The following is an 11,478-nucleotide window of genomic DNA, read 5'->3' on the forward strand; positions in this document are numbered from 1 at the left end:
GGCCCAAAAGGGGCCTCCTTACAGCCCTAGTTTGGCCCTCCCATGTTGCGAAACCCACGCGCGGACCCTTATTCCCCCTCGGCCGCTTGGGGCGGGGCCGGGGCCCGGAGGCGCTCCCAGGGGAAGTCGTCCAGGGGGTAGAAGCGGTCCGCCTGCTGGGCCAGGCGGTGGGAGGAAAGGGCGTTGAAGGTGGTGTTCTCCACCTGCTTCCCCATGTCCTGCACCACCCGTACCACCTCGGCGAAGTCCCCGTCCCCCGAAACCAGGACGGCCACGTCGTAGGCGTTGACAAAGGCGAGGCGGAGCATGTCAATGGCGATCTGGATGTCCACCCCTTTTTCCACGAACCCGTCCGCCCGCCTCTCCAGCCTCCCCAGGCGTACGGCCACATAGGGTACCCGCTTCAGGTAGTTAAGGAAGCTCTGGTGGGCCTTGGCCGCGGGGTCTTCCGGGGGCAGGGGAGCGTTGTAGTAGTAGGCCCTCAGTAGCCTTCGGCCGGCGGTCAGGAGGGAGATGAACTCCACGAAGTTCAGCCGGTAGTCCGAGCCCAGGTGCTGCACCAACCCCTTGTAGAGGTTGGAGCCGTCGATAAATATGGCCACCCTTTCCATACCGAGCCCGCCCCTTTCCGGGCACCCTCAGTGTAGCCCAAGAGGATGAGACCGTTTATAGCCCACCGCTCCTTTGAGCGGTGGGGAGCGAATATCACCCTATTTCGCCCTTTCGGGCGGGGTTATGCTAACACGAGTCCTCCATGAGTGCAAGATGAGCAGAAGAAAGCTCCTCTAGGAGCGAGATCTGCGCGTTTCCGCGTACACGTCGCGGAAGACCCCGGGGATGGGGGCATGGGGCTTGTGCACCCTCACCCGTACCCCCTCTAGCCGGGGAAAGGCCTGGAGGAGGGTTTGGGCCAGGTGGTCCGCCAGGGCCTCTATGAGGTAAAAGCGGCGGTGGCGCACCGCCTCCTCCACCAAGGCGTAGACCCGGGCGTAGTCCACGGTCTCCTCGAGGCGGTCCCCCTTGCCCTCAAAGGCCACCTCCAGCCAGAGGTCCACCACAAACCGGGCCCCGAGCTCCCCCTCCTCGGGCCTCACCCCGTGCCGCCCGTAGAACTCCAGGCCCAGAAGGGCGATCTCCCCCATCCTTACCCCCAGAGGGCGGTCCACACGGCCAGGGCCTCCCGGTGGGCCCTCACGTCGTGGACGCGGAGAATCCGCGCCCCCTTGAGGACGGCGTAGAGGTGGGCGGCCACCGATCCGAAGACCCGTTTCCCGGGTTCCTCCACCCCGGTGAGCTCCCCGATGGTGCGCTTGCGGGAAAGCCCCACCAGAACGGGGTGGCCTAGGGCCGCGATCTCCTCCAGGCGCTTTAGGAGGGCGAGGTTGTGCTCCAGGAGCTTGCCAAAGCCGAAGCCGGGGTCCAGGAGCACCTGGGGCACCCCGGCCTTCAGGGCCCGTTCCGCCTGGGCCTGGAGGAAGGCCTTCACCTCCGCCACCACGTCCCCGTAGCGGGCGTGGGCCATCATGGCCCTGGGGTCGGGGACGGGCATGTGCATGACCACCGCCGCCACCCCGTAGCGGGCGGCCAGGGCCACCATGCGCTCGTCCCGGAGGCCCGTGACGTCGTTGAGGAGGTGGGCCCCGAGCCTTAAGGCCTCCTCCGCCACCTCCGGCTTCCTCGTGTCCACGGAGACGGGCACGCCCAGGGGGAGGACGGCCTCGAGGACCGGGAGGAGCCTACGCTTTTCCTCCTCGGGGGGAACGGGATCGGCCCCAGGCCGGGTGGACTCGGCCCCCAGGTCCAAAAGGTCCGCTCCCTCGGCCACCATCTCCCGGGCCCGCGCCAGGGCCTTCTCCGGGTCCAGGTAGAGGCCGCCATCCGAGAAGGAGTCCGGGGTGAGGTTGAGGATCCCCATGATCCTGGGCCGGGAGAGGTCCAGGGCGCGGTCGCGCAGCCACAGCACGCCTTGGATTATAGCGGCCCCGGCCCTCCGGGTGGTGCCCAAGGCCGCGGTCTGGTAGGCTTGGGGCCATGCGGCATAGGCCCGGGTGGTTCCTCCGCCTTTCCGCCTACTGGTGCGCCACCAGCTTCAAGTGGTTTCTGGTCCTTCTGGTGATCCTTCCCGCCAGGGTGGCCGAGCTCTCCCCTCCCGAGGAGAAGGCCTCGAGGCTCGGCTTCCTCTTCGGCCTGGGGGCGGTGATGGCCATCCTGGGCCCGCCCCTCACGGGCTACCTTTCGGACCGCCTGGGGCGTAGGCGGCCCTTCCTGCTTTGGGGAAGCCTCCTCACCGCCTTGGCCCTCCTCCTCCTGGTGCACGCCCCGAGCTACGCCCTCCTCCTCCTCGCCTACCTCCTCCTGCAGGTGGCAGACGACTTGGCCACCGGGCCCTACGCCGCCCTCATCCCCGACCTCGTGCCCCGGGGGGAAAGGGGTACCGCTTCGGGGTACATGGGGTTCCTCCAGGTCCTGGGGCAGCTCCTTGGGGGTGGGGTGGGCTTTCTCCTGCCCCTCCCCTCCCAGGCCTACCTGGCGGCCCTCTTCAACCTTCTGGGGGCCGCCCTCACCCTTCCCCTGGTGCCGGACCGGACGCCCAGCCGGCGCACCGTGCCCTTCCTCCCCGCCATGGCCGCCCCCTGGCGGGACCGGGACTTCCTCCTGGTCTACCTCACCCGCTTCCTGGTGATGCTGGGCTTTTACCTGGCCCAGACCTACCTACAATACTTCCTGGCCGATGTGGTGCGGGTCTTTGGGGCCCTGGGGCGCACCCTCGCCGAGGCGCCCTTCCAGGCGGTGGCCCTGCTCGGCCTCCTCATCTCCTTGGGGGCGGCCCTGGCCAGCGTGCCCGCGGGCCGGGCCTCGGACCGTCTGGGCCGGAAGCCTTTCATCTACCTCTCGGGGGCGGGCCTTGCCCTCCTTATGCCCCTGGTCCTCCTCTTCCCCCGCTACGACGCCTTGCTCCTCCTTTCCCTTGGCTTCGGCCTCTTCTACGGGGTCTACCTGGCGGTGGACTGGGCCCTGGTGGCCGATGTCCTTAAGGATCCGGAGACCCACGCCACGGACATGGGCCTCTGGCAGACGGCCATCGTGGTGCCCCAGGTCCTCGCTGGGGCCTTCGGCAGACCCTTGGACCTCCTGAACGCCCGGGGGGAGGGCTTGGGGTACCTGGTGCTCTTCCTTTTGGCTGGGGCCTTCTTCCTCCTCGGGGCCTTCGGGGTGGCCGGGATCCGCCGGGCCCGTTAGGCCCCGGCTTGGACCCCACCGCCCCCCTACACTGGAGCCATGGACCTCAGCCACTTCAAGGACGGCAGGCCCCACATGGTGGACGTGACGGAAAAGCCCGCCACCTACCGCACCGCCACCGCTGAAGCCTTCGTGGAGCTCACCGAGGAGGCCCTGGCCGCGTTGGAGGGGGGCGGGGTGGGGAAGGGGGACCCCCTGGCCGTGGCCCAGCTGGCCGGGATCCTGGCCGCCAAGAAGACCCCGGACCTCATCCCCCTCTGCCACCCCCTGCCCCTCACCGGGGTGGAGGTGAGGGTGGAACTCCAGCGGGAGGCAAGGCGGGTGCGGATAGAGGCGGTGGTGCGCACCAAGGCGGAGACCGGGGTGGAGATGGAGGCCCTCACCGCCTGCGCCGTGGCCGCCCTCACCGTGTACGACATGCTCAAGGCCGCTTCCAAGGGCCTCGTGATCTCCAGGGTCCAGCTCCTGGAGAAGACGGGGGGCAAAAGCGGCCCCTGGCGCCGCCCCGACTAGGGGCGCGGCCCTTCTTGGGGCCGGAGGCGCTCAAGGCCCGTGTAAACGTTCATCCGCTCCGGGCGCAGGAAACCCACCAGGGTGAGGCCGTAGGCCTGGGCCACCGCCACCGCTAGGCTCGAGGGGGCGGAGACGGCGCAAAAGACGGGGATACCCGCCGCCACCGCCTTGACCAAAAGCTCGTACCCGGCCCGGCCGCTCACCAGGAGGAGGTGGTCGTGGAGGGGGAGCTTCCCCTCGAGGAAGGCCCAGCCGATGAGCTTGTCCAGGGCGTTGTGACGGCCCACGTCCTCCCGGAGGGCGAGGAGGCGCCCTTCCCGGTCAAAGAGGGCGGCGGCGTGGAGGCCCCCGGTGGAGCGGAAGAGGCGCTCGGGCAGGGTGAGGAGGAGGGCGGGGAAACCCAGGCGGGCCGGGTCGGGAAGCTCCCCCCGGCCGCAGGCGCCGCAGGCGGCGCTGCGGAAAGGGGGGATCGGGTGGCGTAGGAAGATCTGCAGGACATTCCCCCGCTCCTCCGGGGGGAGGCTTCCGTCCGTGCAGGGGGCCATGGCCAGGATCTCCTTGGGGTCCCGAACCAGGCCCTCGGTGTAGAGGAAGCCCGCCGCCAGCTCAACGTCCTGCCCCGGGGTGCGGAGGATGACCCCGAGGGGGGCCACCTCCTCGCGGTAGCGGAGGCGGAGCTCCAGGGGGGCCTCAACCGCTACCTCGTCCAGGACCTCTCGCCACCCACCCCCCTCGAGGCGGGCCACCTGGACCCTGGCCTTTCCCCTCATGGCCGGAGAACGGGGGGGCTTTCGGTTTCGCCCCGACAGAGGCGGGCGAGGATCTCCTTGTAGGCGGGGATGTGGGCCAGGGGGGAGCGGGCCTTGGGGTCCACGAGGACGTTGCCCTCTCGCGGATCTCCGCGGTGGAGGCGAAGCGGAAGCGGTCCTTGAGCTCCGGGCGCGGGCGGAGGGCACGAAGTAGCGCGCCATCCCGGGCTCCCGGTAGGGGTTCACCACGTGGTTGGACCCCAGGGCCCGCACCGCCTTCTGCACCGCGTAGTAGGTCTCGTTGGGCGTGCCTCGTCTCGTAAGGTAGAAGAAGGCTCCGTCGGGGAGGTGGCGCCTCAGGTAGTCGGCGGCCAGCCCCAGGGCCTCGTCCCAGGACACCCGCCGGAAGCCCCGCTCCCCCTTCCGCCGGAGCATGGGGTAGGGGAGGCGGCCGAGGAGCCGGAGTTCCCGGCTCCGCCTGCCCTTGAGGGCCTCCACGTCCTCCAGGACCCTGGGGTCCAGGGGGGGCAGGGTGTTCAGGCGGAGGAGCCGCAGGCGCACGTTGCCGAGGTGGACCCCGTGGACGGTCCAGTCCTCCAGGCCCGAGGTCCCGAGGGCGCAGCCGTCGCAGACCCCGTCCCTAAGGATCCGCCAGGCGTAGCCCAGGCGGTCCCGGTTCTCCCAAAGGGCCCGGAAGATCTCCTGGAAGTTCTCCAGGTGGGTGAGGGGGAGGTGGCTCGCCTAGAGCTCGGGGGCCAGGCCCCGCCTGGGGGGCGGACATACCCTTTGGGCCAGCTGAAGAAGGGGTTAGGCATCCCGTTCCTCCGGGGTGGGCTTTTCCCCCAGTATAGCCCTAGGGGGCAGGGGGAGCCGGAGCACCTTCCAGGCCGAAGTAGCGCCTGAGGAGCTCCCGGGCCTCCGGGGGAAGGGGGGTGCGCTCCAGGTACACCTCGGCGCCCCGCCGCACCCCTTCCGGGGGCCGGCCTCCCGGCCAGGGGGCCGGGAGGTCCCCACTCCCTCCCTCCCCGCCCGGGGAGAGGAGACCCGCCTCCGGCCCGGAAGGGATCTTTCCCGGCGTGGGGAGGGGCGTTTGGCCCTCCCCGGGGGGCTTCCCCTGCGCGCCTCCTAGGCGTTCCCCAGCGGGGCCTTGGGCCGGGTTGCCGGCGGGGGGCGTTCGCCCCGCTTTTAAGGAGGGGCCCTCCTGTCCCTTGCCGGACGAGGGTGGGCCCTCCTCCCCCTTCGTTCCCTCCCGGGGGGCTTGGGCCCCATCCTTGCCCCTTGGCCCTTCGGCTCCGGGCGCGGGGGCTTCCCGGGGCGGGGCCTTGGCCTCTCCCGCCGGGGAGGCCTCCCTCGCCGAACCCCGGTCCTTCCCGAAGGCGGGGGCCTCGGTGGCCGGGGGTTGCCTGGGCTCAGGCCTTTCCCCCTCAAGGGGTTTCCAGGGGGCCAGGGCGAGGAGGAGGACCAGGAGGTAGGCGAGGAGGAGGCCGGTGGGGAAGGGGGGCGGCTCCATCCGCACCTTTTTGGCCTCCTGCCAGAGCCGCTCCTCCCCGTAGGCCAGGGCCGTGGGGTAGGCCAGGCTCTTCCGGGCGATGGCCCTGAGGGCCCGGCCCTCAAAGGGCCGGGCGGGGAGGAGGAGGGCCAGGGGGGAGGCCAGGGCCAGGCCGGGGTCAAGGAGGCCCAGGAGGGCTAGGCCTAAGGCCAGGAGGAGCCGGTAGCGCCAGGCCAGGCGGCGGGCGTAGAGCCGGTGGAACCCGGGGTCCATCAAGGCCATTATCCCCGAGGGCCCGGGGGTGGGGGCCCCCGGAGGCGAAGGGACTTGGCCCGGTGGGGGCTCAGCGGGGGAGGGTGAGGCGGTAGACCAGGGTGCGGACCTCCTTGGGCTTGAGGGAGACCTCGAGGCGGTACCCCTCGGGCAGAAGGTCGGCCCCGGGGAAGTCCAGGCGGAAGGGCCTGGGGAAGGTTTCGGAGAGGAGGAGGGCGACGGGATAGGGGTAGGGGTTTTCCAGGCGGGTTTCCACCCGATAGGTGACCTCCTTCTCCCCCTCCCCCACCCGTTCCACCCGGCGGGCGAGGCGGGCCTCGAGGTCCCGTCCCAACCAGACCTCCGTCCGCTCCCCCTCAGGGGTGGGCGGCATGGGGGCCTGGCCCAGGAAGAGGCTCCCCTCCGTAACCTCCAGCGTTCCCGGGGCCAGGGGGAAGGGGGCCGGGAAGCGGTAGCCCCGTTCCACGGGGAGAAGCCGGTCGGTGCGGAAGGGGGCCTGGTAACGCAAGAGGCGCTCCGGGGCCACCGCCGCCTTCAGAAAGGGGATCTCGGTGGTGCCGGGGAGGAGCTTCCTGCCCGAAAGCTCGTAGCGGAAGAGGCCGAAGGGGCTCCCTGGGGAGGCCTCCCCCAGGGCGCGGAGGGCCGCCTGGGGTGCCCGGGCCTCCAGAAGGGAGGCCTCCCCGGCGAGGAGGGTGAGCCGCCTCGCCTCCAGGGCCTCCCCCTCGAGGCGGAGGCGGGCCCAGGCGGTGAGGCGCATTGGGGAGAGGGGGCCGCCCTCGAGGGTGTAGAACACCTCCCCGGAAAGCCCCGTGTAGAGGTAGCGGAGCACCGCCTGCCCCTCCCCGCGGTAGCGGAAGAGGACCGCGCCCCCCTGGTAGACCCGTTCGGTCTCCTCCACCCCCAGAAGGCGCAAGGAGCCCTGGGGAATCCGGGAGAGCCTTTCCCCCGCCAGGTACACCCAGGTGGAGGGGGGCAGGACCACGGGCTCCTTGACCTCGGCGAAGCCGGGGTAGACCACCACCTCTTGGGCCAGGGCCGCAAGGCCCAGGAAAAGGAGGGCGAGGGCTTTTCTCATACCCCCAGTCTAAGGGCCAGGGCCTCCACCTCCTGCCGGTCCAGCGGCTCCCCGTGGCCTGGGTAGACCCGCGTCACGCCCAGATCCAGGATCCTGCGCACCGTGCGCCGGGCCAGGGCGTCGTCCTCGTTGATGAGCCTCGGGGGAAGGCCCCCTCGTCTCAGGGCGTCCCCTGCCAGGAGGACCCCCTCCCTGAGGAGGCCCACCTGGCCCAGGGTATGCCCAGGAAGGGCCACCACCCGCCACCCAAAGACCTCCTCCCCCTCCTCCGCGGGCCTCAAGGCCTCCCGGGGAAGGGGGGGGCCGAGGTTGGCGAGCCTTCGCCCCAGCAAGGGGATGGGTAGCGGGGGGCGGGGCTTTTCCCCGGTGAGGTAGGGCCACTCCCGGGGGTGGGCCAAGACGGGAAGGCCAAAGCGCTCCCAGAGGGCCTTGGCCCCGCCGGCGTGGTCCAGATGGTGGTGGGTGAGGAAGAGGAGCTTTGGGGGCAGATTCAGGAGGGGCAATAGGCGCCTTGCCTCCCGGGGGAGGCCCGCGTCCACCAGGAAGTACCCTTCCCCTAGGGGAACGCGGTAGAGGTTGGCGGCGAAGCGCAGGACCTCAGGCCCGCTCACGGACCTGGCCCACCCCCATCTCCAGAAGGGCCTTCCGGATCCCCTCGGCGTCTATGCCCGCCTGCCGGTGGAGGCTCGGGATCGTCCCGTGCTCAAAGAAGCGGTCGGGAAGACCGAGGATCCGGATCTCTGGCCTCAGGCCCATCTCGTTCAAAGCCTCCAGCACGGCGCTCCCAAAGCCCCCCATCCTCTGGTGGTCCTCCACGGTGAGAAGCTTGTAGCGGGAAAGCTCTCTTAGCATCTCCCGGTCTAAGGGCTTGAGGAAGCGGGCGTTCACCACCCCCACCCTGGGGTCGTCCCCCGCGGCCTCGAGGGCGTAGCGGAGCGTCTTGCCGAAGGCCAGGATGTAGGCCTCCGTACCCTCCTTGAGGACCTCCCACTTGCCCCAGGTGATCTCGGGCCAGGCGCCTTCCGGGGCCCGTTCCACGTTGTCCCGGGGGTAGCGGATGGCCACGGGGCCCCCGACCTCCAGGGCCTTCTTGAGCATGGCCCTGAGCTCTAGGGCGTCCTTGGGGGCGGCGATCTGGAAGTTGGGAACCGTCCTCAGGTAGGCGATGTCAAAGACCCCGTGGTGGGTGGCCCCGTCCGCCCCCACGATCCCCGCCCGGTCTATGGCGAAGACCACGGGGAGGTTCTCTATGGCCACGTCGTGGATGGCCTGGTCGTAGGCCCTTTGCAGGAAGGTGGAGTAGATGGCCACGATGGGTTTCATCCCCCGAAGGGCGAGCCCCGCCGCCGTGGTCACGGCCACGTCCTCGCAGATCCCCACGTCCAGATAGCGCTCGGGGTGCTCCAGGGAGTAGCGCACGAGCCCCGAGCCCTCCCGCATGGCCGGGGTGAGGACGAAAAGCCTAGGCTCCAGGTGGGCGAGCTCCGTGACCGCGTCCCCGAAGGCCTGGCTCCAAGAGTAGCCCTTAGAAACCTTCTCCGGCTTTTTGGGGTCAAAGCCCGGGGGGCCATGCCAGTAGATGGGGTCGGCCTCGGCCACCTTGTAGCCCTTGCCCTTCCGGGTGACGGCGTGGAGGAGGGTGGGGCCTTCCAGGGCTTTGAGGTGCTCCAGGATGTGAACCAGGCCCTTGAGGTCGTGCCCGTCCACGGGGCCCACGTAGCGGATGCCCCAGGCGTAAAAGGGGTTTTCCTGGTGCAGGAGGAGCTTGGCCGCTTCCTTGGCCCGGTCCACCAGGCCGAAGAGCTGGGGGGAGATGCGCTCCAGGATCTGCTTGCCCAGCTTCTCGGCGTCCTGGACCCACTTGCGGATCTGCAGCTCCTTGAAGTACTTGTTGAGGGCCCCCACGTTTTCGGAGATGCTCATCTCGTTGTCGTTCAGGACGATGAGCATCTTCTTCTGGAGCTCCCCGATCTTGTTGAGGGCAGCGAGGGCCATCCCCCCGGTGAGGGCCCCGTCCCCGATCACCACCACCACGTGGTAGTCCTCCCCCATGAGGTCGCGGGCGAGGGTCATGCCCAGGGCGTTGGCCAAGGAGGTGGAGGCATGGCCCACGGTGATGGCGTCGTGCTCCGACTCCGAGACCTTGGTGAAGCCGGAGAGCCCCCCCTCCTGCCTCAGGGTGTGGAAGCGGTCCTTGCGCCCCGTGATGAGCTTGTGGGCGTAGGCCTGGTGGCCCACGTCAAAGAGGATCCGGTCCTTAGGGGAGTCAAAGACCCGGTGCAGGGCCAGGATGAGCTCCACCGCCCCCAGGGAGCTCGCCAGGTGGCCGCCGTTTTGCGCCGTAACCCGGATGATCTCGCTGCGGATCTCCTCGGCCAGCTGAAGGAGCTCCTCCAGGGTTAGGGCCTTGAGGTCCTGAGGGGTGTTCACGCGCTCCAGCACCATGGCCACCTCACTGAAAGTTCCGCTCCACCAGGATGCGCCCCTCCCGGGTGCGCACCTCCCCCACCCGGGGGGCGAACCAGACCTCGCGCACGTCCTGGCTCCGGCTGTCCCGGTAGCTTTGGCGGATGCGGTAGATCCGGAAGCTGCCCGCAGGCACGCGCACCTCCCGCTCCTCCAGCACCTCCATCTCGTAGCTTAGGGTCCCCTGGGCGAGGGGTTCCTGGCCGGAGGGGGTGAGGAGCTCCACCCGCACCTCCGTGCTGCCCCCCCAGCGGTAGCCCACGGCGAGGAGGGCCTCCGGGGGGTACTCCAAAAGGGGCGGGGCGAAGGCCACCCGGGCCGAGGGGTCTTGGAAGCCCCAAAGCTTCACCCCGGAAGGCCCCACCTGCCGAAAGTAGATCCGGTCCTCCCCCCGGCCGAAGGCGTGAAAGCGCAGGACCTCCTGGCCCAAAAAGACGGTGGGACCCTCCACCCGCACCCGGTAGGGCGGGGAGGAAAGGGCCTCCCCCTCGGGGAGATAGGCCCACTCCAGGCCAGGGGTGGCCGGGTAGAAGCCGGTTTCCCGCAGGAGGGGGCGGGCCTCCGGGGCCTGGGCGACCTGGGGAGCGCAGGCGGGGAGGACGAGGAGAAGGGCCATGAGGTACCGCCTCATGGTACGGAGTTTACCCCCTGGCCTCCCGTAGGCTGGCCAACACTTGCGGTAGCTCCTCCAGGTGGGCCTCCAGCCTGCGGGCGGCCTCGAGGTCCCCCCGGGCCAGGCCCCCCTGGGGCCGGAGGAGGAGCAGGGCTTCCAGGACCTGGGGCATCGCCTTGGGGGCCTCAGGCCTGGCCCAGCTCCCGCTTGAGGCGGATTAGCTCCTCCTCCACCTCTTTTTCGGCGGAGAGGGCGGAAAGCTCCTTATCCAGGTCCTGGCCGTCCAGCGCCTTTAGGGCCTCGTGCCGGTCCTCCATGGCCAGGATCCGGGCCTCCATCTCCTCAAAGGCCTCGAGGGCCGGGTGCTGGTCCAGGCGGGATTCCAGGCGCCGGACCGCCTCGGCCGCCTCCACGCCCTTTTTCCTGGCGAGAAGCAGCTTTTTGCGGGTCTCGGCCTCGTCAATCTTGGCCTCGAGGGCCTTGAGCTGGGTCATGAGGCGGTCGGTGAGGGTTTTCTGCTCCTCCAGCTGGTGCTTGAAGCCCGCCGCCAGATCCAGAGCCCTTTTCTTCCGCCTCAGGGCCTCCCGGGCCAGGTCCTCCCGGCCTGCCCCCAGGGCCTCCTTGGCCTTCTCCTCCCAGAGGAGGGCCTCCTGCTCGTGGCTTTCTACCTCCCGCTCCAGGCGCTTGGCCTCGGCCATGGCGGCCGCCACCTGCTCCCTGGCCTCCTTCAGGGCCTCCTTCATGTCCAAAAGGGCCTGCTCCAGGATCTTCTCTGGGTCCTCGGCCCGGCGCAGAAGGTCGTTGAGGTTGGCCCGGATGAGACGGCCCATGCGGTCCAGTAGGTTCATGGCTGCCTCCAAGAAGAGTATGCCACACCTGGTCCTTGACCGGAGGATGGTGGAAAGGTAGCCTGGGGTTGCAAGTATGGGCTTATTGCAGCCCCCGATACGGTGTGTTACCGCTTTCTCCAGGCAGCTGGGGGTCTCGGGATGGAACGGGGCTACCACCAAGCCTCCACGCAGGAGATGACCCGCCGGATGGGGGTGAGTAGGGGCACACT

13 protein-coding genes are annotated in these 11,478 nt (G+C 69.8%); 2 read left to right on the forward strand and 11 right to left on the reverse strand.

Going from position 1 to position 11,478, the window contains the following annotated elements; translation table 11 throughout:
• Positions 1 to 68 precede the first annotated feature (68 nt).
• The 3 genes from H531_RS0102015 to folP form a co-directional block, all read right to left on the reverse strand.
• Complete coding sequence (locus H531_RS0102015; RefSeq protein WP_022797695.1) at positions 69 to 611, reverse strand: LabA-like NYN domain-containing protein; 543 nt, start codon at positions 609 to 611, stop codon at positions 69 to 71.
• A gap of 174 nt (positions 612 to 785) precedes the next feature.
• The gene (gene folB, locus H531_RS0102020; protein ID WP_028490600.1) at positions 786 to 1,142 is read right to left on the reverse strand and encodes a dihydroneopterin aldolase; all 357 of its coding nucleotides are present in this window, start codon (positions 1,140 to 1,142) and stop codon (positions 786 to 788) included.
• A 2-nt stretch (positions 1,143 to 1,144) separates the two neighbouring features.
• Positions 1,145 to 1,963, reverse strand: coding sequence for a dihydropteroate synthase (gene folP, locus H531_RS0102025; RefSeq protein ID WP_022797697.1), 819 nt, complete (start codon positions 1,961 to 1,963; stop codon positions 1,145 to 1,147).
• A gap of 68 nt (positions 1,964 to 2,031) precedes the next feature.
• Here folP and H531_RS0102030 point away from each other — a divergent pair, with 68 nt between their 5' ends.
• Positions 2,032 to 3,240, forward strand: coding sequence for an MFS transporter (locus H531_RS0102030; RefSeq protein WP_022797698.1), 1,209 nt, complete (start codon positions 2,032 to 2,034; stop codon positions 3,238 to 3,240).
• Between the two features lie 39 nt (positions 3,241 to 3,279).
• The gene (moaC, locus tag H531_RS0102035; protein WP_022797699.1) at positions 3,280 to 3,753 is read left to right on the forward strand and encodes a cyclic pyranopterin monophosphate synthase MoaC; all 474 of its coding nucleotides are present in this window, start codon (positions 3,280 to 3,282) and stop codon (positions 3,751 to 3,753) included.
• On the opposite strand, the gene H531_RS14430 is transcribed toward moaC, so the two are convergent.
• The 8 genes from H531_RS14430 to H531_RS0102075 form a co-directional block, all read right to left on the reverse strand.
• Positions 3,750 to 5,063, reverse strand: a complete 1,314-nt coding sequence (locus H531_RS14430; RefSeq protein ID WP_022797700.1) for a formate dehydrogenase accessory sulfurtransferase FdhD — start codon at positions 5,061 to 5,063, stop codon at positions 3,750 to 3,752. The genes moaC and H531_RS14430 overlap by 4 nt on opposite strands.
• A gap of 292 nt (positions 5,064 to 5,355) precedes the next feature.
• A complete protein-coding gene (locus H531_RS0102045; RefSeq protein ID WP_022797701.1) occupies positions 5,356 to 6,264 on the reverse strand; it encodes a hypothetical protein in 909 nt (302 codons plus the stop codon).
• A gap of 70 nt (positions 6,265 to 6,334) precedes the next feature.
• On the reverse strand, positions 6,335 to 7,339 hold the full coding sequence (locus H531_RS0102050) for a hypothetical protein (protein WP_022797702.1): 1,005 nt from the start codon (positions 7,337 to 7,339) through the stop codon (positions 6,335 to 6,337).
• Entirely contained in the window at positions 7,336 to 7,950 is a 615-nt protein-coding gene (locus H531_RS0102055) for an MBL fold metallo-hydrolase (protein ID WP_022797703.1), read from the reverse strand. The genes H531_RS0102050 and H531_RS0102055 overlap by 4 nt, the downstream gene beginning before the upstream one ends.
• Complete coding sequence (gene dxs / locus H531_RS0102060; protein WP_022797704.1) at positions 7,937 to 9,784, reverse strand: 1-deoxy-D-xylulose-5-phosphate synthase; 1,848 nt, start codon at positions 9,782 to 9,784, stop codon at positions 7,937 to 7,939. The genes H531_RS0102055 and dxs overlap by 14 nt, the downstream gene beginning before the upstream one ends.
• A 7-nt stretch (positions 9,785 to 9,791) precedes the next feature.
• The gene (locus H531_RS0102065; RefSeq protein ID WP_022797705.1) at positions 9,792 to 10,436 is read right to left on the reverse strand and encodes a hypothetical protein; all 645 of its coding nucleotides are present in this window, start codon (positions 10,434 to 10,436) and stop codon (positions 9,792 to 9,794) included.
• Between the two features lie 10 nt (positions 10,437 to 10,446).
• Positions 10,447 to 10,590: a hypothetical protein gene (locus tag H531_RS14195; protein WP_022797706.1), complete on the reverse strand. Its 144-nt coding sequence runs from the start codon at positions 10,588 to 10,590 to the stop codon at positions 10,447 to 10,449.
• A gap of 13 nt (positions 10,591 to 10,603) precedes the next feature.
• Positions 10,604 to 11,266, reverse strand: a complete 663-nt coding sequence (locus H531_RS0102075; RefSeq protein WP_022797707.1) for a PspA/IM30 family protein — start codon at positions 11,264 to 11,266, stop codon at positions 10,604 to 10,606.
• Positions 11,267 to 11,478: the final 212 nt, after the last annotated feature.

Source organism: Thermus islandicus DSM 21543 (assembly GCF_000421625.1).
GTDB lineage: Bacteria > Deinococcota > Deinococci > Deinococcales > Thermaceae > Thermus > Thermus islandicus.